This window comes from Aquimarina macrocephali JAMB N27 (assembly GCF_000520995.1).
Classification (GTDB): domain Bacteria; phylum Bacteroidota; class Bacteroidia; order Flavobacteriales; family Flavobacteriaceae; genus Aquimarina; species Aquimarina macrocephali.
Genome location: NZ_JACA01000006.1, coordinates 1 through 19,602 on the forward strand (window position 1 = coordinate 1; position 19,602 = coordinate 19,602).

Annotated in this window: 17 protein-coding genes; 7 read left to right on the forward strand and 10 right to left on the reverse strand. The window is 32.1% G+C overall.

Annotated features, from left to right (window positions below; translation table 11 throughout):
* Window positions 1-287 precede the first annotated feature (287 nt).
* Entirely contained in the window at window positions 288-1,937 is a 1,650-nt protein-coding gene (locus Z054_RS0106885; protein WP_024769347.1) for a S41 family peptidase, read from the reverse strand.
* A gap of 452 nt (window positions 1,938-2,389) precedes the next feature.
* On the opposite strand from Z054_RS0106885, the gene Z054_RS0106890 reads away from it, so the two are divergent.
* Window positions 2,390-3,148 carry a response regulator transcription factor gene (locus Z054_RS0106890; RefSeq protein WP_024769348.1) on the forward strand — a complete coding sequence of 253 codons (759 nt, stop codon included), beginning with the start codon at window positions 2,390-2,392 and terminating at the stop codon, window positions 3,146-3,148.
* A 181-nt stretch (window positions 3,149-3,329) separates the two neighbouring features.
* Here the strand turns inward: Z054_RS0106890 and Z054_RS0106895 are convergent, their stop codons facing one another.
* From Z054_RS0106895 to Z054_RS0106910, 4 genes are all read right to left on the reverse strand, one after another.
* Window positions 3,330-4,091, reverse strand: coding sequence for a hypothetical protein (locus tag Z054_RS0106895; RefSeq protein ID WP_152538484.1), 762 nt, complete (start codon window positions 4,089-4,091; stop codon window positions 3,330-3,332).
* Window positions 4,088-4,519, reverse strand: a complete 432-nt coding sequence (locus tag Z054_RS0106900; protein ID WP_024769350.1) for a hypothetical protein — start codon at window positions 4,517-4,519, stop codon at window positions 4,088-4,090. Before Z054_RS0106900 ends, Z054_RS0106895 begins: the two co-directional genes overlap by 4 nt.
* Window positions 4,520-4,543: 24 nt before the next feature.
* Complete coding sequence (locus tag Z054_RS0106905) at window positions 4,544-5,107, reverse strand: TetR/AcrR family transcriptional regulator (protein WP_024769351.1); 564 nt, start codon at window positions 5,105-5,107, stop codon at window positions 4,544-4,546.
* 88 nt (window positions 5,108-5,195) lie between these two features.
* Window positions 5,196-5,753 carry a dihydrofolate reductase family protein gene (locus Z054_RS0106910; RefSeq protein ID WP_024769352.1) on the reverse strand — a complete coding sequence of 186 codons (558 nt, stop codon included), beginning with the start codon at window positions 5,751-5,753 and terminating at the stop codon, window positions 5,196-5,198.
* Window positions 5,754-6,084: 331 nt separating this feature from the next.
* On the opposite strand from Z054_RS0106910, the gene Z054_RS0106915 reads away from it, so the two are divergent.
* Both Z054_RS0106915 and Z054_RS0106920 read left to right on the forward strand, forming a co-directional pair.
* The gene (locus Z054_RS0106915) at window positions 6,085-6,696 is read left to right on the forward strand and encodes a DEAD/DEAH box helicase (protein WP_024769353.1); all 612 of its coding nucleotides are present in this window, start codon (window positions 6,085-6,087) and stop codon (window positions 6,694-6,696) included.
* A gap of 14 nt (window positions 6,697-6,710) precedes the next feature.
* Window positions 6,711-7,346 (forward strand): thiamine phosphate synthase, encoded by a 636-nt coding sequence (locus Z054_RS0106920; protein ID WP_035090923.1) that lies wholly within the window; start codon window positions 6,711-6,713, stop codon window positions 7,344-7,346.
* Window positions 7,347-7,738: 392 nt separating this feature from the next.
* Here the strand turns inward: Z054_RS0106920 and Z054_RS0106925 are convergent, their stop codons facing one another.
* The gene (locus Z054_RS0106925; protein ID WP_024769355.1) at window positions 7,739-8,455 is read right to left on the reverse strand and encodes a DUF4386 domain-containing protein; all 717 of its coding nucleotides are present in this window, start codon (window positions 8,453-8,455) and stop codon (window positions 7,739-7,741) included.
* Window positions 8,456-8,756: 301 nt separating this feature from the next.
* Entirely contained in the window at window positions 8,757-10,790 is a 2,034-nt protein-coding gene (locus Z054_RS0106930) for a sensor histidine kinase (RefSeq protein ID WP_084050153.1), read from the reverse strand.
* A gap of 134 nt (window positions 10,791-10,924) precedes the next feature.
* On the opposite strand from Z054_RS0106930, the gene Z054_RS29955 reads away from it, so the two are divergent.
* From Z054_RS29955 to Z054_RS0106945, 3 genes are all read left to right on the forward strand, one after another.
* Window positions 10,925-11,785 (forward strand): hypothetical protein, encoded by an 861-nt coding sequence (locus Z054_RS29955; RefSeq protein ID WP_024769357.1) that lies wholly within the window; start codon window positions 10,925-10,927, stop codon window positions 11,783-11,785.
* A gap of 12 nt (window positions 11,786-11,797) precedes the next feature.
* On the forward strand, window positions 11,798-14,032 hold the full coding sequence (locus Z054_RS0106940) for an NAD(P)-binding protein (protein WP_024769358.1): 2,235 nt from the start codon (window positions 11,798-11,800) through the stop codon (window positions 14,030-14,032).
* A 262-nt stretch (window positions 14,033-14,294) separates the two neighbouring features.
* Window positions 14,295-15,185 (forward strand): LysR family transcriptional regulator, encoded by an 891-nt coding sequence (locus Z054_RS0106945; protein WP_024769359.1) that lies wholly within the window; start codon window positions 14,295-14,297, stop codon window positions 15,183-15,185.
* A 143-nt stretch (window positions 15,186-15,328) separates the two neighbouring features.
* On the opposite strand, the gene Z054_RS27990 is transcribed toward Z054_RS0106945, so the two are convergent.
* Window positions 15,329-16,657 carry a S41 family peptidase gene (locus Z054_RS27990; protein ID WP_024769360.1) on the reverse strand — a complete coding sequence of 443 codons (1,329 nt, stop codon included), beginning with the start codon at window positions 16,655-16,657 and terminating at the stop codon, window positions 15,329-15,331.
* 152 nt (window positions 16,658-16,809) lie between these two features.
* Here Z054_RS27990 and Z054_RS0106955 point away from each other — a divergent pair, with 152 nt between their 5' ends.
* Window positions 16,810-17,217 (forward strand): tetratricopeptide repeat protein, encoded by a 408-nt coding sequence (locus Z054_RS0106955; protein WP_024769361.1) that lies wholly within the window; start codon window positions 16,810-16,812, stop codon window positions 17,215-17,217.
* A 112-nt stretch (window positions 17,218-17,329) separates the two neighbouring features.
* Here Z054_RS0106955 and Z054_RS0106960 read toward each other — a convergent pair whose 3' ends face one another.
* Together Z054_RS0106960 and Z054_RS0106965 are read right to left on the reverse strand one after the other, a co-directional pair.
* Window positions 17,330-18,397: an AraC family transcriptional regulator gene (locus Z054_RS0106960; protein WP_024769362.1), complete on the reverse strand. Its 1,068-nt coding sequence runs from the start codon at window positions 18,395-18,397 to the stop codon at window positions 17,330-17,332.
* A 92-nt stretch (window positions 18,398-18,489) separates the two neighbouring features.
* On the reverse strand, window positions 18,490-19,593 hold the full coding sequence (locus tag Z054_RS0106965) for a type 1 glutamine amidotransferase domain-containing protein (protein ID WP_024769363.1): 1,104 nt from the start codon (window positions 19,591-19,593) through the stop codon (window positions 18,490-18,492).
* Window positions 19,594-19,602: the final 9 nt, after the last annotated feature.

The following is a 19,602-nucleotide window of genomic DNA, read 5'->3' on the forward strand; positions in this document are numbered from 1 at the left end:
AATATCAACGCAAATATAAACTAGAGCCAAGTAATATTAATAAATTATATAACAACTAATCACTTTCCATACACATTCTACTACTCTTCTATCCCTTCGGCAACAAGCTCAGGATACCTCATATTTGATATAATATCAGATATAAGTGCACGCCAGAGTATTATATCGATAGATATTATATCAAATTAATGTTCGTTGTAATTTTTTTAGATATAAAATATAACAAGTGTACAGAAATAATATTTTATACACTTGTTACATTTAGGGATTTTCTTAATGTTTTATCATCAATCAATCTCGTTAAGCATCTCTTTAGCAGCTTTGCCAATTTCTCCATCAGTATCTAAAGAAATAGCCTTTTTGAGTACTTCTTTTGCATTTTGAGTTTCTCCCGTTGCAATATACGATTCCCCTAGATATTTATAAGCGTTTGCTGAATTTGGAAATAACTCTAAAACCATAGAAAATACTTGAATGGAAGCCTGAATTTGTGGTACTCGACCACTTTGTAATAAAATGTTTCCTAGTTTGATTAGCTCTTTCTCAAAATCACAAAACGCATAACGTGGGTCTTGGATCATTTTAGGAAGTTCTTCAGCTAATTTTTGTGTTTGCCCAGATAAATACAAACTTATGACATAATCCATTGGCTTAGGTTTAAAATCCTGTGCATTAAAAGTTAATACTGCTTCTAATACAGGGTCTTGATTGTTAGCATACTCATCAAAACTCATGGTAACAGGAATACTAGGGGCTATCCAATCTGCATTTTCTAAAGCTGGCTTATCTTGCCACCATAAATACGATAAAGAAATATCAATGGTACTGTTAGGTAACTTTACAGGGCGGTTATCACCCCAAAAATTGATATTTTCTGCTGTAGGTTCTCCCACAAAAATGACATTGGTATAATTATCTATTTCATTAACGAGGTTTTGGCAAGCAGAAAAGGTTCGTTTTCCAATAATAACATATAGCTTTCCTATTTTATTTATCTTTTCAGCTTTAATAAGACCTTTTATAACATCCTTATTTAAATAGTTATTTCCACCACCATTTAGACGCAAATCAATAATTAATTTTTCGGTATCATTAGTTTTTATTTCATCAAAAACACGGGTGTAAAAATCTTTGGTACTTTCTTCGGCTTCATCTCTAATTCTACTATGTCTAATATACATCGCCTTTTCTTTGGCTAAGTATTCTGAGAAGTAAACCTTATCTAGGTGTTGTAAATATAAAGGTGTTGTTGATTGATCTCTTGCATCTAACCAATTTTCATTTTGATGTACATAGCCACGGTGTGTGGGCACACTTTCTCCTTTTCCCATAGCAGTAAAGGATTGTGTAAATACTTTTCCATTTTTTTCTAACGTAAGTGCTACCTTATTTTGAAGGGTTTTTGTTAGTTTTTGGGCATGTAAGACTTCAGGATATCGTATATTATTAATTCCGTAGGCTTTGAAATATTGCGAATTCTCTACTTCTACTGTCGGTTCAATTGCTTTTAGAACCTCTGAAATTGGCTTCCCTTCTATTGCTATGACTTTTGTTCCAACTGCTTCTGGGTAGTTCTTGTGCGTTCCCTGAATATAAATTCCATCATTAAATTCATATAAATTGAAAGGAAATTGTGAAAATTCAAAAGGTTCTTGATGAAAACTAACATAGGTATGCCCGTATTTGAATAAAGACACGAGTCGAGAAATCCCAACAATAATTTCGTGTTCTTGTAGATTAGGAATGTCATTGTATAATGTTTCCAATTCGGTATCAAAATCTTCTTTTGTTGTTTTTACAAAAAGAAACGAATAGTCTTTATGTATGGTATTTTGCAAAAATCGAAGATCTTCCTGCCATTGAGCAGAACTTAAAGTTTCTTGTGCTGACAATTGAAGAAACAGTAATACATTTAGTATAAAAAGTATTTTTTTCATGATTATTGTTTAGTTAGAATGTAAAAGAAGTAGGATAACCTATTGTGCATTTAGGTATTTTTTTAATCAAAATCCGTCAATTCGAGTACCGTGTGGGGTACGAATGGTGTATCCAGAATAGGATTGTTGATTTAAAAAAGCTACTCTTGATACATTTTGTCTTCACACATCATCTCGAGCACAGTCGAGAGGTCATTACAACAAAACACTCGAAATTGACGCTTTTTCAGAATATTTTCCTAAATACACAATGGGTTAGGATACCAATTTTTCCTTGTTATTAATTTTGTTTTCTACTGCCAAAACTAAGTGTATCTATATGTTCTTAAGCTACACTCAAGAGTAGTTTCAAAAAAAGTACTATTTGCTTAGTATTTATTTAGGAATTTATAGCTACACTCAAGAGTAGTTTTTAAAAACTTATATTTGTCGTAGGATCTATTTAAATATTTATGGCTGACACTAATTCTTTTTTTTCTTTTAAAAATACGGTTGGAAATCTTACAGATAAGGATATCAATCAAACAGCAAATTACCTCGAAGCCATAGAAGCTTTTACAAGAACTACACATAATAGCGTATATGTAATTGATTATGAGACAAAAGGATTTGAATACGTATCAGACAATCCGTTATTTTTATGTGGGAATTCTGCTATAGAAGTTAAAGAAATGGGGTATGATTTTTATTTTAAATATGTACCCGAGAAAGATTTGGAATTACTGTTAAAAATAAATACTATTGGTTTTGATTTTTATGAAAAAATACCTCTTGAAGAGCGAAAAGAATATAGTATATCGTATGATTTTCATTTAAAAAATGAAGAAGGCAAAATCATTTTAATTAACCAAAAATTAACTCCTCTATTTTTAACAGAAAGCGGCAAAATATGGAAAGCAATTTGTTTTGTATCGCTGTCTACACAGCAAAATTCGGGTAACATTATCATTACTAAAAAAGACGGTACAAAAAAAATCACTTATGATTTAGAGACCGATTGTTGGAAAACTTTGAAAAAAATTGAACTCTCTACCAGAGAAAAAGAAATACTACAATACTCTATTAGAGGTTATGCTATAAATGAAATTTCAGAAAAAATTTACATTTCTCCAGACACAGTAAAATTTCATAGAAAAAAACTTTTTGAAAAATTAGGTGTTGCTAATATTTATGAAGCTATTTCTTATGCAACTATGAACAAATTATTATAGAGCTTATAATTGTATCTCTAGTTTAAAAACCGAGTTATATCCATAGCTGCGTAAACCATACAAAACCAAAGAAAATTTTTAGATTTACCAATAGCTCCTAGCAGCATAATTACCAGACATACTGATAGTTAATCCCTTACCTGGAGAAATATTTTTTTTGGATTCTTACCATGTAGTTTAATTAATTTCTAATCCAACCTATACTACTGTTGTCTTTCTCCTTATATATTACTAATAACCAGTTTTTTTGTTTTTTAATAATCGTTACTATTTTGTTTTCTATCGTTTTTAATTGATTGCCATTTATCAAATCTCCACTACATGAGTCTACTTTATCTTTATTATCTAAAATGGGTTGTGTTCTTAATATTCCTGATATTTTTTTCTGTTTTAGTACCGTATTCGTGTCCCTAATTGTTGTATTGTAATGATAGGTTATCGAGCTTTGAGTAATGGTGTTATCGTTATGAACAATAAGTTCAATTAATTGTGAAGAGTAATCACAACCTATAGCGTTTTTTAGCACATAAATAATAGTTTCTTCTCCTTGTTTAACTTCCACTAATTTTCCTGGGCCACTCCATGTTTCTTTAAAATCATTGTCCTTATTTACAAATAAGATTGTTGCAAGATAATGCTGCGTATCTTGATAAATAATGTCTTTGTTTCCATCATTATTAAAATCTACAAAATGTATATTCCTGGGATTAATATTAATTACATCGGTATCTGCGATCGCTGAATAGAATTGTGGTTTTGCAAGTTTTGAAAACCCAGTGCTATCCATTGAAAATTGGAATTCTGGCGGAGTTTGTAATAATTTCAAACTCACTCTTAAAGCATTGTTATTTTGAGCAGATCCTATTAAGATATTGCACATGCTCACTATTGCTAAAAGAAAGACTTTTTTTACCAGGATTCTTGTTAAGCAATGTTTTTTCATTTGATATTGATTTTCTTAAATTCAATTTTATCAGTTATTTTATTTCCTCTTTTTATATACCCAGTAACTTTTCCCTGTTCTACTTTAATTACCAGGTTTTTTAAAAAATCATATTCTATTTCCTTTGGATCATTATCTATTTTAATTTCATGATTTTGGATTAATTTCCACTTATAATCTAACATAGAAGTTATGTTTTCTATACCACAGCTAGAAACTTCTTTTTCTATTATTGAAACATTGTCTTCTTTAAAATTAAGAATTAAAAAAATCTCTAAACCTGCACAAGGGTTATCATCAGGAGTTTCTTCACATACAGATCCAATCATAGAAATAAATGTTTGATTGATTAGCATATCATTATTGCTTTGGGCGTTTAATCCTAAAAATGAATTTATAAGCAGTAGAAATAGTATTTGTTTTTTCATGCTAGATAAATTATAGTGTTTTTATTAAACTCTTCCAAGGATCCAATCTATTCCTTTGTAAAAGTCATTTATGGTTAGTATTCCTAAATCCGTTTTTTCATTTTGGGATGCTGCTGCCAAGGCAAAACCATGAGTATAATCTATAATCACATCTGCAAACAGAATACCTTCATTTTCATCGTTCACTAATGTAATAGCATATTTTCTAATAGAATTGGTAAGGTCAATTAATTCCTGATTAATTAATGAATGGTCTGATAACAATAATTTTGAGACATTAGGATGTTTAAATACACAATTACAATAGTTTCCTAATAACTCTCTTATTGCTTCTTTATAGTCGTTAGTTTTAGAAATATCATTCACATCCTTATAAACAATTTCAATAAGGCTTTTAACTATCTCTTGACGCGAGCCAACGTGATGCTTTAAAGCCATAGCAGTAACATCAAATGCTTTTGCCAATTTTCTAAACGACAGTCCACTTTCTCCTTGTTTATCAAGAATCTTAAGTGCTTCTTTTAGAATATCACCTTTTGATAGTATTAATTTATCGTTTGTAGGTCTGCCTAATTCCTTATTTGCCATATCTATTTATTTAACCTGAATTTGATGTAACCAAAATTTAAGCCATTCAGTCTCAATTTGATGGTTTTTATAAATTAAAGTCTTACATCTAACTCACGTTATTTAATACTTTGTAATGATTTTGTATAAATCCAAATTTCATTGGTTTACAACTCATTAATTCTAAGTCAATATCACTTTCTATTTCGCCAAATAATCGTTTTCCTTTTCCTATGAGAATTGGGATTTGTGTTAGTGTGATTTCGCTAACTAATCCATTACTAATAAATGATTGTACCAATTTACCGCCATCTACATATACTTTTCTAAGACCTTCCTCATAAAGAAACTGCATAAGTTTTTTTGGATCTAATGAGTTAATTGTTACACTAGCTTGTAATGATTCAGGAACATTTTCTTGGGTTAATGTTCTACTCATAACATATACAGGCATCTTATATGGCCATTGGCCAAAACCAAGTACAGTTTTATACGTACCACTTCCCATTACTAATACATCCATATTTTTAGTAAACTTCTCAAAGCTGTTATCATTTTCATCTATGCCATATTTCATTAACCAGTCTAATGAGTTGTCTTGTCTCGCAACAAAACCATCTAAACTTGAGGCCATAAATACATAGCCTATTGCACACTTATCTTTCATATTGTCTAAATTAGAGACATAAATATACACTGTATAATTTTAACAACAAAAATATGTTTCAATTTCATACACATTACACTACTCTCCTATCCTATCCTTTCTATACACTAAGCAACCATGTCGTCTTGCACTAAGATTATTTCAGTAATTTTAGATAAAAAACTATTAGAGAAGAAATTTCAATAAACAAGTTATTGTTTTTCTAAAGTAAAGTAACATATATAGCACTAAAATAGAAATAGTAATTACGTCCATTTATTTCGTTTCTAGGTAGTATATTTGCCATAATTATTATAAAATTTTATCCCAAACAGTTATCTCTTTAATCCCTATGCCTTTTAAAAAACTACATTCCAACATACAAGAGAAGCTAGAGTATCTAGAAATAGTAACACCAACTCCTTTTCAGAGTAATAGCATTCCTGTAATAAAAAGTGGTGCTAATGTCTATTGCACAGCATCAAAAGATAGCGGAAAAACGACGACGCTTATACTTACTACTTTACAAAAATTGAAATGTGAGGCAGTTGGAAACACTCCAAGAGCTGTTGTTCTTGTAGAAAATAAGGAAAGAGCCTTGGAATTATATGATGCTTTTTTGGCCTATACTAAACATAACTCCTTACGAGTTTATGTGGGTTACGAACAGCTTCATGTTGATGTGCAAAAATCAGAAATTTTTATGGGTATAGATATTCTTATTTCTACGCCCAAGTCAATGAACAAGTTGTTTTTATTAAATGGAGTAAGTACCTCTCAATTAAAAATATTTAGCATAGATGATGCCGAGTTTTTAATCCAGAATTTTGCATACACGGCTCTAATGTCGATTACTCAAAGTATTAAAAAATGTCAGTATGTAATATACTCAGAAAAAATGCATCCAAAACTAAAACGCTTTGAGTCTTATTTTATGGAGCACTCTAAAACGGTCACTACTTAAACCTATGCCTTAATATGATTATACCAAAACTACATTATATATCTCAGGGAAACTCTTCAAAAGAGCATCTGGAAAACATCCAAAAAGCGTGTACATCTGGTATAGAATTAGTGCAATTATGTTTAAAAAATGTTTCAGAAAAAAAGTTTTTAAAGTTAGCCAAAGAAGCTAGAGAAATCACATCTCATTTTCAAACCAGATTAATTATTAAAGATCATTATAAAATAGCAAAAGAGGTTAAAGCAGATGGTCTGCATTTAGGAAAAATAGATTCCTATCCTACTATAAGAAAGGATTTATACACTTGGCAAATTATTGGTGGAACAGCAAATACCTTGCAAGATTGCAAAACATTAATTGGCAAAGAAGTGGATTACATTGGTTTAGAGCATTTTAGAAGCACAACAACTAACGACGATTTAAGCTTAGGTTTAAATGGCTATACTGCAATTACGGAAGCCTTAAAAACTAAAACACCAATTATTGGTATTGGTGGTATAACTACAGAAGATGTTGCAGACATATTAGAAACAGGTGTTTCTGGGATTGCTGTATCCGAAGAAATTACCCAAAATTTTAATACCATAAGAACATTTAACCAACTACTAAATGCATCTTCAACAGAAGAGCAACGCCACACATTTAAATAAAATATAAACGATATTTAAAAAAGAGTAGATCGAAAATTCTATTAGAAAACTTAATTGTTTTATGAATTTATCTACTGTAGTTTATCCAAATGCGATTGATAAACAAAAAAGTATATATATAATTAGAGTCCATAATAATTTCACCATGAGATTTTATTTTTTAGTGTTTTACTGCATACAAAACTAACATCGATAAACAACTGTAGCACTACACCCATGAGTAGTTTTAAAAACTTATATTTACTTGAAACTTGACTTGTTTAGATATATTCATGTCAGACATTAACTTTTTTTTTCTTCTAAAAATACGGCTAGGAAGTTAAATGACACAAAACAAAATGATACTGAAATAAGTTTAGCACAGGTAGACACATTAGTACTTTATTTCTTTATCATTCGCCTGAGAGACTAACTACATTCCATTTCGAAATATTGACCCCTTTACATATCAACCACAAAGAAAGTGAGAGCTCTGCGATTAGACAAAGCACTAAAAAAAGGAATACTATTTCGTAATATTTTGGGATTAGTATAAGGGTGAAACTATTGGCTAAATAACTGAGACCAGCAACAATCAACATAATACCAAGTATTTTTGGCAAGTAGCCTGACCAGAAAATTAAATAGCCATAAATTAAGCATGCAAAACCAAAGAATATAAGCCCTAATATAAAACCATAATCATGTATTTCTGTAAGCAAATATATCATAGCATTAAACTGGATAGTTCCAAAAGCCTCAACATATTCAGGATTTCCCAATAAAATTAATGGTATAATAAGGATTGATTTATTTGCTACCAAAACTGCTGTTTGTATCATGTTGAATAAAACTCCCAATATAGCAAGGTATTTATTTACTGGTTTTAGTAATACATAAAGAATAAGCATAACTGGAATATCAAAAACATGCATAAGAAGATCACCAGCAATTCCTACACGCCAAAGAGAAGAAGATGTCGCCAAATTGTTAACAGTAGATGCAGCATCACCAGTTGTGATCAACGAACCTCTGACTAAGATTTGTCCCAATATGCCTGCGATGATAATTATTAAATATAAAATACCACATATTCTCGCATAGGTTTGTGGAGATGTTTTATTTATCATGATTTATCTCTTTTACTTCATTATTCGTTTCATATTAGATATAATCACAAACTAATAGCATTTTTGATGAACTGATTTTGTTATCTAGACAATCTTATATAAACAAGTACATTTTACTAGCATAATAAATTCCATACACGTTGCCACTTCTATCCTATCCCATCGACAAACTTAGAAGACACGTCGTTTCAGGCAATAAGTATTGCATTATCTTTTTAAAGAAGCATGTAGTTCACGAGTTTGTTATTGTATTAGTGGAGTTTGTGATTCTTGGATTTCGTTAGGAGACTTTTAAAGAATATTAATTTTCAGCTTTTTCCAAGTGATCTTTAGATTCAAAAGAGATAATAAATTTGGTTCCGATACCTAATTCGCTTTCACAGTGAATTTCGCCATCCATCGATTCGATATATTTTTTCACGATGGATAATCCTAACCCAATAGATGCCTCACCTTCTGTAGGCTGTGCACTAAGTCTCTGAAATCTACCAAATAGCTTCTTTTGATCCTCTTCGCTAATACCAGGCCCTTGATCTTCTACCACAACATATGTTCTTTCATCATACGATTTTACATGTAAAGCCACTTTACTTCCTCGTTCAGAAAACTTAATGGCATTAGATACCAAATTTTCTAATACCTGGATCATATAATTTTTATCCACTTCTACAAAGTGACTCCCTGGTTGTGATGTAGCGATCATTTCAATCTCTTTATCCTCGGCGGTAAGATGAAAACACCTTACCACATAGTTAACCAATTCTACCAAATCAATAATTTGATTCTTTAGTTTGACCCGATTTGTCTCTAAAGCGTGTATGTTTAAGATACGACCAATCATCTGTGAAAGACGATCTGCCGAGTTGTCTATTTCGGTTAAATACGATTTTTGATCATCGGTCAAGTGTAAAGAGGTGACATCAATTAATTGTATCAATAATCGTATATGGCTCAAAGGGGTTCTAAGGTCGTGAGCAACTACATTTACCAGCATATCCTTTTCCTTGTTAAGGTTTACTAGTTCTTCATTTCGAATGGCGACCTCTGCGGTTCGTTCCTTGACCTTCTTTTCAAGTATTACATTTTGCTCTTGAATTAACCTTTCATTTTCTTTGGCTGCTAATAGCGCTTCTAATTGTGCATCTTCTTTTTGCTTTTTGTACATATTAATCCGGTCACCTAATGCAAATGAAAGCAGTAAGACTTCTAAGGCAGAGCCAATCTGCATCGCATTTAAGTACGTCATCACAAAAGTCAGGTTTAAAGACTCGAGAATGGCAAAACAAATACCAATGATAAGGGCTCCCCAGGCTAATAAGTAATATTTAGCAGGACGATATCCTTTTAACTTAAATCGAATACCTAAGAGGAGAAAATATGATGCCATGATTAGCAATCCTCCTTGCGCTAATTTCAGGCCTTCAATTTTAAAACCTAGCAACACAAGAGCACATACCAAAATACCTATAACAAGAAAGACCATAGATCCCTTGTGCATAATAGAACTAGATTCTTTGGTGTTTAAAAATTTCTGGGTAAATAAAGTAGCAGTAATCATCGTTAATCCAGAACTAACGACCACAACTTGATTAATGAAAGGAGTATTAGGCCAAAAATATTCGAAGAAGTAACCGAATATTGAAGCCATAAACCAGGTAATACTAAATACATATGCAATGTAGTAGAGATATATTCTCTCTCTAGTTGAAAAATACAAAAAGAGGTTGTACAGGAAGATCAACAGCATAAACCCAAAATAGATCCCCTGCAGAAAGTCTAAATCATGCTCATAATCTAAAAAGTTGGGTAGTGTTCCAACTCGAAGAGGAAAAAACAAGGGTTGGTGACTCTTTACCCTAAGGTAAAAAGTTCGTGTACTATTTACATCAAAATCAAGAGCAAACAGATAATTACCCACTTCAATTTCTCTGGTATTAAAGGGCAAGTCATCACCTGTATGCCTGGTAGAAATTAGTTTGTTTTCCTCATCAAATTCATAGAGCGATATAGAATCAATATAAGCAGAACCAACATTAAGGTAAAAATTATCCGGTATAGTCTTAGTAACTCTAAGTTTTATCCAGTAAGCAGAAGCAGTACTAGAAAAATTCAAGGTTTCCTGAGTATACTTTTTAAATTTAGTCTCAAAGCTATCATTCCTAATTTCTTCGATAGATAGTCCTAGAGAAGCATCTTCAAGATAATGGGTTTGCTTTCCAATATCCTGCAATTCTGTTAAATCATGAAGAAGAACAGTAGTTTGACAAAATACACTAAGAGGAGACAAAAATATAATCAATAAGAAGCTTAAATAATATTTGAGATAAGTTGTCATTCTTAATGTTTAATGTTTTGAGAAATCATTTTTTACTCGACAAGGAAATTTTATAAATTATACTACTTCAATTTCCAAAAATATCTTGTATATAACAATTTTACTTGTAAGTTTATAAACCTTTTTACTAATATATGAACAAACTTGAAATACTTAAGGAAAAAGCCGAAGGAATTATACTTCGTGTCTCTGATAGTCCACAGGGTCGCTATAAATTACGTTATGAATTCTATCAAAAATACGGAGAACCTTTCATTAAAGGAAAAGAAGGGCTGGGAAATTCTGAATTAGCATTTATTAACTGGGAAATAAAAAGAGGAACGCTCAATCCTATGAATGCACAACATCCTGGTAGCCCTTGGTGGAGAGCAGTAAGCAGCCATTTTTTGTATTTGGCGACACTGGCCCAATTAATTAATGAATCGGGGCAGACATTTCCGGATCTACCCGCTCCTGTTACTTTTTGGCTTGATTATATCAATACACCCAATGAATGTACTTGGTATCGGGCTCATAATTCAAGCATTATATCAGGCTATCAAGTCGCAGATTCTTTAGCATATAAAGAAAATATTTACGAGCAATATTTTGTCAATATTGTGCTTTATCGTGTATTGTATGCTCAATCAATGGTTGAAGGTGTCAACTTTGGGGTTTTAGGTAAAATATTTGGTAACCCACGAGGGCATGCAGTTTCTATACTAACAGATATCGAAGCCTTTTACCCAAGTCATTACCCATTATCAAAAAAAGATATTAAATACGTTACTCATCGTGCACATAATCTAACTGGATTGATTGAAGACATTTTTGATAAGCTTTTCATCCTACCACACTTAGATGAGTTATATACCGAAGCAGCCAAATGGAACAACTCTGCAATAGTATTGAAGTATATCAAAAATAACAAACCTCTCTACCCGATTGGCCAGAGTGAAATCAGTTCGACACATTTCAATACAAAATTAACAACTAAAAAAATTCATACTCTTTAAAATTAATAATCAATGCAAAACTCACAAAACAAAAAGAAAATTGCCATACTAGGCAGTGGTATGTCATCGCTCACGGCTGCTTATGAGCTTAGTTCTTACGAAAACTGGCAGGATCATTATGATATCACCATTTATCAAATGGGTTGGAGACTAGGAGGCAAAACTGCTACTGGTAGAGGCCCAAACGAAAGGATTCAAGAGCATGGTATTCATATTGCTCAGGGATGGTATGAAAATGCATTCCGATTGATACAAGATTCGTATAAGGAATGTGAAAAACATAATCTAATGCCCAATAGTCCTTTTAAATCCTGGGATGAAGCTTTTGATCGGGAAGATACTACATTACTCACCCATTTTGATCCTAAGACAAATCAATGGATCAAAAAGAATATTATTTTTCCATCTAATGAGTATATACCTGGTCAAGGTGGACCCCTACCCTTTTCGGCCATTATTCACAAAGCAATAGGTCTAGTTGCCGAAATTTTGTTTGGTACAGATCCAAACAAGGATAGTCTAATAAATATGGCTTCTGAATCTGCTAAAGAAATCAAAACACCTGAGCATCATCCGCTTTGGGCTAGTTTTAAGTCTAAATTTGAAGCGTTTGTAAAGGACAAACTCTTTAAACATGAGGGTGAAAAGCTATTGAATTATGTAGCAGAATTGGTTGAGAACCTGACCAATGAGGATCACAATGATACGCAACGAAAAGAGCATCACTCTATGATCAAGGAGCTACTCGACTTACTTTCTAAATGGGTAACTAAGCTCATTGATTCGATAGCCGATCACAACGAATACTTCTATTGGTTAGCCGTATTTGTAGAATTCGGACTTGTAAATATGAAGGGAACATTTGAAGATGTATATAACCCAGAAACTCATGAGTTGGATTACGAGCGTATCAATGACTTGGATTATCGTCAATGGCTCAAAAACCATGGAGCAAGTGAACGATTGTTGAGTTCTGCTATGGTGAGATTTCTTTATACAGGAACGTTTCACAATCTCACAGGGTCTGATCAGCAAGGTAGTCTGGCAGCTGGAGTTGGACTTCATTTTCTAACAAATTCTGCAGGTTATAAAGGATCTTTCGTATGGAAATTCAAAGCAGGAACTGCAGATACCATGATCACTCCAATTTATTTGGTCCTTAAAAACAGAGGTATAAAATTCAAGTTTTTCCATAAAGTTGAACAGGTACATTACTCTGGTTCTGGTGAAATAGAAAAAATATCTATGGCGCAACAAGTCACCTTAAAAAATGGTACCTATAACCCTACTTATAAGTTCAAAAATCTAGATGTATGGCCAGGAGAACCGCTTTATGATCAAATAGATGACCAACAAGCCAAAGCACTTAAAGAAGGCCATTATGATCTTGAAGAATCCTGGTGTGGCTGGGAGAATGTGGGTCAGGTTTCCTTAGAAAAGAATAAGGATTTTGATTATGTAGTTTTAGGCATACCTATTGATGTTTTAGGTGGAAACGAAGGTATTTGCAAGGAAATCATTGATAATAATGTGGCATGGCAGAATATGTACAATCACGTTAAAAGTATCCCTACCATGTCTATGCAATTATGGATTAAGCCTACGTTAAAAGAGTTAGGTATGAATTTACCTGATTGGGGGTTTCCTGAAGGGTCATTACCTAACTTGGTGACTTATGCAGATCCTCAATATTCTTTTATAGATATGTCGCAGGTAATGCCATATGAAGATTGGAAAGATGATGAACCCGGGGTATTAATATACTATACAGGATCATTTCTGGATCCAGAAGTGATACCTCCATTCTCTGATCATAAGTATCCCCACGAGCAATTGGAACGTATTATGCGTGTTTCAGAACAATGGTTAAGAGATAAGATGGGTTGGTTTTTCCCGAATGCTACTACACTAGAATACCCCGAAGGAATGAAGTTTAGTGTAATCCATGATTTTTCGAAAAATGCCAATACGGACTATAGTAGGCTAAAAACTCAGTTTTTTCGAGCTAATGTAAACCCAACAGATAGATACACATTATCCTTACCCGGCTCTAACAAATACCGCCTTAAAGCTAATGAGTCTGGTTTTGATAATCTTATTATCACAGGAGATTGGATTAATTTTGGTGTTAATGTAGGATATTATGAAGGTGCTATCATTGCAGGCCTTCAGGCAGGTCAAGTGGTACGCGACAAACTTGAATTACCAAACGAAACTGAAATTTTTTCTGGTATGAAATTGAAATAATAAAATTTAATACTTTTCATCATAGTACAAAAAAAGTCGGTTAAATTCTTAATCGACTTTTTTATAGCTAGTTATAATCTAAATAGGAATACTAAAAAATATTGAAAATACAATTATAAATTTTTGCATGGTTTCTATATTTATTTGAGCCAAAATTATTTTAGTAAGTACTGTCATACCAGAAAGTTGATTGAATGATTTTATAGTTATAGTTGAAGAATTCTCAACTACAGCAATGGTGAATCTATTGTATCTTTGAATTATGGAACTAAAATATTTTAGACTTATAAAAACAATTGCAGAAGAAGGCAATCTTGCTAATTCTTCAGAGCGTTTGTTTCTTACTCAGTCGGCATTAAGCCACCAGTTGAGAGATTTAGAAGAACGTTTAGGGTTTAAAGTATTTCTTAGAAGTAGAAATAAGTGGGAACTAACAGATGAAGGTACAGAGCTGTATAAACTTGCGAATAAGCTCTTTAGTTCTATAGATGAAAGTTTTAGTAATATAGAGCATATAAAAGAAGGTTCGAGAGGATCTATTAAGTTAAGTGCAGAGTGTCAATCTTTTTTTCATGCGATTCCAGAGTTTATTCAAAAAATGGGAATTCTATATCCAGAAATTAATATTGATTTAACTTTAGGAGCAACATATCAAACGATATCACAAGTCCTGTCTAATGAAATAGATATTGCTATTGTGACTACAAAACCAGCTTCTGAAGAATTGACAAGTATTAAAGTATATGACGATGAAATTTTTGCTGTAATGCACCAGGAAAACCCTCTAAACTCTTATGACTATTTGGATGCGAGTCATTTTTCTGATGTTCATTTAATCATTAATTCCTTTCCTCTGGAAGGTGTCTCGGTATATGAACATTTTTTGAAACCTAATAAAATCAATCCTAAGAAGATATCTGCCATTCCATTTACCGAAATTACCTTATCAATGATCGAGGCTAATATGGGTATCATGTGTGTACCAAAGTGGCAGCTAAAATCGTTCAAACTATCAAATGATATTATTTTTAAGAGAATTAGTAAAAATGGATTAAAACGGAATCATTATCTAGTTGTTAAAACATTAAACAGAAACAGAAAATATATTCATGATTTCATCTCAAGCTTCGAAGAAGATTTTTTAAGCTTATAGTGCTTATAAATTGTATCAAAACCTTATTTCAGGAAAAAGAGAAAATGACTTTGTATAGTTGAAAACAGAAACCATTTTAGATTATTTCTTTTTAAGTTATTTACTATAATTTAAAACTTTAGACGCTGCTTACCATAAGATGTTTAATTTTTATCTTTTGTGTACGTGTCGGATCTACCATAGACATTCTTCGTCATTAATGCTTCGACCTGATCATTTGTTCTTAAGAATAGTATCCTCACATCTGTAAGTTCGCCATATTGAAAGGTTGAATTATCAATCGGGGTTAACTTAACCTTTGAGTCAGGTGCATCACTTTGGTAATATAACACGCCGTTTTCTAAACTAATACTTAGCTCTGCATACGTCCCTACATAATTTTCTAAAGAGGACAAAGGAACATTTACAGGAGTTTGGACTGCTTTTAAAGTACCCATATGCCAATCATAAAAATCATTTCTAAAAGCATCTGTATTAACGCTTTTTAATGAATCTAAAGCTTTTAAACGAGCGGATATTAATGCATCTTTTTCAGAAGTTTTTATATGAGGAATAACCCCTACTCCTTCCCAATTTGAATTCGTAATTGGGTTAATTGCTCGCCCTGTAGGTGTCCAAACTTTGAATTTATTTGATACCTGGAACGACTCACCTGGGTGTGCTCCTCCACCAGAAGTTTCACCAATGATCATAGCACGTTTTAAGTGTTTTAAGTTATATGAAAACTCTTCAGCTGCAGAAAATGTACTACTACCAGTTAGTATATATAACTGTACATCTGGTAATCTTTTTCCAGGAACATATGGTAAGGTCCAAAACTGTTCACTTGTTTCGTCTATTCTATTATAGAACGTATTTAAATGGATAGCGTCACCCTTAAAAAAATAGCTGGATAACAACTGAACCATCTGCGGATACCCTCCACCATTATTTCTTAAATCAAAAATTATAGCATCTGTATTACTTAAAAAATTCATTGTAGCAATTACAGTTTCACTGGCATATTCTGGATTACGAAAACCTCTAAAATTTATATATCCGATATTTCCATCGAGGATTTTAACTTCTTTAAACGTAAAGTTATCTCTCTTCTCCATTTCCATCATTTTTTCAAGAAACTTCTCACGGTCTTCAGCACTCATTTCTGTTTGCTGTCCTCTTGGATTTTCAAGATTATAAAAAACTCTTAAGTGTTTATCATGATTTATTGATTGTACATCTTTTGTAAGAATTTTTGCTAGCTCTTTTGGATTACTTAAACTCCTATAACGACCATTTCTTAAATTACTATTAATCAATTCTACTATTGCATTGGCAATTTCGGGAAATACGTATTTTTCCTTTATTACTTTTCCAACTTCATGGATTGTTTCTCTAATTTCTTTTGTTGTTAATTCTTCAGTCTTGTTTTGAGAATAACCAATTATAAAGGTTAAAAGAAAAAATAAAATAAGTGTTTTGCGTTTTTTCATTTTTTTAAATTGTCTTATAAAGCATTAACTTTAAATTTCTATTCGACAAAAGTGAATAAAGCTATTTATGTTTTAAAATGATATAGATAAACTTGGCGAGTTAATAGACGTTTTATAGGATTCTGTCTATTTATAAAAAGTTAACTATTGATATGTATCCAGACAACGCTGCAGCCATTTGGTCTTTAGGTATGGCATATTACTATAATAATGAGTATGACAAAGCTTTAAAATGCTATAAAAAGAGTACAGAATTGATTCCTAATTTACCTAAGGGATATGAATTTATGTCTGTAATGTATCTGATGAAAGGTGAGAACGAAAAAGCAATGGAGTATCTGGAGCTCGCAAAGAATTATGGAGCTAACGCTAAAAATGATATTTACTTTGCTGAATACGAGCATTTGTTATATTATAAAAATGGCCTTTATACTAAAACAATGAAGTCTATCGAAAAGGCATATACCTATGGAAAACATCATAAAAACAGTGAAAGCCTAAAAAAAACGTATGAAGCTGCTAAAACGAAATTAGATTCAATACAATCATCAAAATTGTAAAGTGTCATAGTTTTTAATACATAACAACTAAAAAATGATCATTTATGATAACCTTTGGACTTCGGTTTCAGAGGTTATTTGTTTGCTTATTTTAACACTACCATTTTAAAAATCAAACTCGGTCTTTTCTATACTTTGATGGTGTTATACCTTCAAATTTCTTAAATGCACCATTAAAAGAAGAAAGACTACTAAAACCTGTATCAAATGCAATTGATGAAATGGTATATTTATCACTTTCTGTATCTGAAAGCATTCTCTTAGCGTCTTGAATTCGATAATAATTAATAAAATCGTTGAAGTTTCGTTTGGCATATTGATTAATAACCGAGGATGTTAGTTGTGTGGTTTTTCCTATCATGATACTCAGTTTTGCAAGAGATACATCTGGTTCGAGATACAATTTGGTATCCATAACCAATTTTGAAATCTCATCAAATAAAAGGTTATTATTGGTTGTTTTAAACACATTGCCATCCAGATCTGTAGCTTTAAGTTGGAATGCTTTATAGCTTAAAAAATAGATAATTACAGAATATAATATTGGACCTACAACATAAGGTACTGTTTCATCTAATATGTTTAAAACATAAGATCCCCAGATGACCACAAAACCAATAATTAAGAGATGTAACCAATTTAATATTGCGCTACGAGATTTTGTTTGTTGCTCTTGTCGATAGTCCTTCTTTGCTCGTTTTAAAAGCCTCCAGGACAAAGCGATATAAAAAGCAAAATGTAGGTATATAAAAATAAGACCGCTCGAAAAAACGATAATAACCAGCTTGCTATTTTCGTACCATTCTTTAGTCACAAAAAGACTGGAGATAAAAATCAAAGCAAATGGAACGAATTCCAAAAGATAATATTTGGGTAATTTGAAATTAGGGCGTGTCATCCCAAAAACATACCACCTTAAAAGTGGCCCAATTAGTAAAAGAAATGCTAATCCAACAAAAATAAATATAGGCTCCAGACCATCACCAAAATTTAACATGATCGATTTACCTATTCTAAATGCCATACATACAAGAATCAACCCCAGTAAAAGATTGCTTAATGTTTTTTTCTTTTTGAAAACACTTAAATAGAAGGCAAATAATACCCCATGCAAAAGCCCAGCACTGCTAATAATTACAAGTAATATATCTAAAAAACTCAATGGAATTATTTTTTCCAAATGTAGGGATATTTAGAATTCAAAGAAAGTACAAACCTAGTATTAAGTTTGTACTTTCAATATGACATAAATACTGCTCACTCTGTAAACCTCTATATATTCTTAGATTGACTTTTTGCATATGATGTTAAACTAATAAGATTAAAAAACCGTCCAATACTACCCTTCATGATTGCAACGACACTATGTACAGCAATAAGTTGCCTGGCCAGAGGTTTATTTTCGACAGTCGATATTTGCTTAATTAATTCTTTGGCTTTCTGAGTACCTCCTTCTTCATATGCAATTAAGACCTTCATCGCATTTTCTTCGGCTGTTATTTCTCTATGCTTTGGTGTATATCCCAATGCCGAAATCATAGTTTCTGCTAATATCCATGTAGACCAAGGGTTTTGACCTGTTACCAAGTTTTTATCATAACTAATATGCTCTAAATACGTGGCTCCCTCATTAAAACGCGCACCCTGAGCTACTAGTTTATCCTGTAAAAGGAAAGGAAATATTTCTTCGGCATCTGGAATAAGTAGTAATTCTTCATTATTAGTAAAACTACTCACTTTTTTGTTTTCTAGCAACGGGCGGCCAGTGTCGAGAGTTACATTTACTAAAGCCGCTGGCCCATGACATACTGCGCCAACCACCTTATTTGATTGATATAAATTACGTACAATATTTTGAATAGCCTTATTTTTAGGAAAATCAAACATTGCCCCTTTTCCTCCTGCAAAAAATACAGCTTCATATACATCTGGGTTAATACTTTTTACCGGAATGGTATGTTTTACTTTATGTTGAGCAATGCTATCGTTTAAAAATGCAAAATCATATTTTCCCATATCATCATCATCAATCACAACTGGTGGTTCTCCTCCCAACGGACTGGCAATATCAACTTCAAAACCATTAGCTTGAAAAACGTAATAAGCACGTGATAATTCAGTTAACTCATAACCCGTACTTTTATCAGTGTTTCCCATAGTAGCTGTACTTGTCACTATAGCCAAGATTTTTCCTCGTGAAGGCTGGATGTCTTCAGATAAATATGGTAAATCAAATGTTTGTGTAATAGACAAATCAGTACCCATTTCTTCTATAGGTAATAAACTCATGAACCACCAACCGAAAACTAGAAGGAAGACGATTATACTGCTAAAGACAATTAGAATCCATTTAAGAATTGGATATTTTTTAAACATAACATGATT

Excerpts from the sequence above, each read along its gene's own strand:
- Z054_RS0106905 (WP_024769351.1), bottom strand. The coding sequence starts at position 5,107 with ATGGCAAATAAGGAATTAGGCAGACCTACAAACGATAAATTAATACTA.
- Z054_RS0106930 (WP_084050153.1), bottom strand. The coding sequence starts at position 10,790 with ATGACAACTTATCTCAAATATTATTTAAGCTTCTTATTGATTATATTT.
- Z054_RS0106925 (WP_024769355.1), bottom strand. The coding sequence starts at position 8,455 with ATGATAAATAAAACATCTCCACAAACCTATGCGAGAATATGTGGTATT.
- Z054_RS0106900 (WP_024769350.1), bottom strand. The coding sequence starts at position 4,519 with ATGAAAAAACAAATACTATTTCTACTGCTTATAAATTCATTTTTAGGA.
- Z054_RS0106920 (WP_035090923.1), top strand. The coding sequence starts at position 6,711 with ATGATTATACCAAAACTACATTATATATCTCAGGGAAACTCTTCAAAA.
- Z054_RS0106885 (WP_024769347.1), bottom strand. The coding sequence starts at position 1,937 with ATGAAAAAAATACTTTTTATACTAAATGTATTACTGTTTCTTCAATTG.
- Z054_RS0106955 (WP_024769361.1), top strand. The coding sequence starts at position 16,810 with ATGTATCCAGACAACGCTGCAGCCATTTGGTCTTTAGGTATGGCATAT.
- Z054_RS0106895 (WP_152538484.1), bottom strand. The coding sequence starts at position 4,091 with ATGAAAAAACATTGCTTAACAAGAATCCTGGTAAAAAAAGTCTTTCTT.
- Z054_RS29955 (WP_024769357.1), top strand. The coding sequence starts at position 10,925 with ATGAACAAACTTGAAATACTTAAGGAAAAAGCCGAAGGAATTATACTT.
- Z054_RS0106890 (WP_024769348.1), top strand. The coding sequence starts at position 2,390 with ATGGCTGACACTAATTCTTTTTTTTCTTTTAAAAATACGGTTGGAAAT.
- Z054_RS27990 (WP_024769360.1), bottom strand. The coding sequence starts at position 16,657 with ATGAAAAAACGCAAAACACTTATTTTATTTTTTCTTTTAACCTTTATA.
- Z054_RS0106910 (WP_024769352.1), bottom strand. The coding sequence starts at position 5,753 with ATGAAAGATAAGTGTGCAATAGGCTATGTATTTATGGCCTCAAGTTTA.
- Z054_RS0106945 (WP_024769359.1), top strand. The coding sequence starts at position 14,295 with ATGGAACTAAAATATTTTAGACTTATAAAAACAATTGCAGAAGAAGGC.
- Z054_RS0106915 (WP_024769353.1), top strand. The coding sequence starts at position 6,085 with ATGCCTTTTAAAAAACTACATTCCAACATACAAGAGAAGCTAGAGTAT.
- Z054_RS0106965 (WP_024769363.1), bottom strand. The coding sequence starts at position 19,593 with ATGTTTAAAAAATATCCAATTCTTAAATGGATTCTAATTGTCTTTAGC.
- Z054_RS0106940 (WP_024769358.1), top strand. The coding sequence starts at position 11,798 with ATGCAAAACTCACAAAACAAAAAGAAAATTGCCATACTAGGCAGTGGT.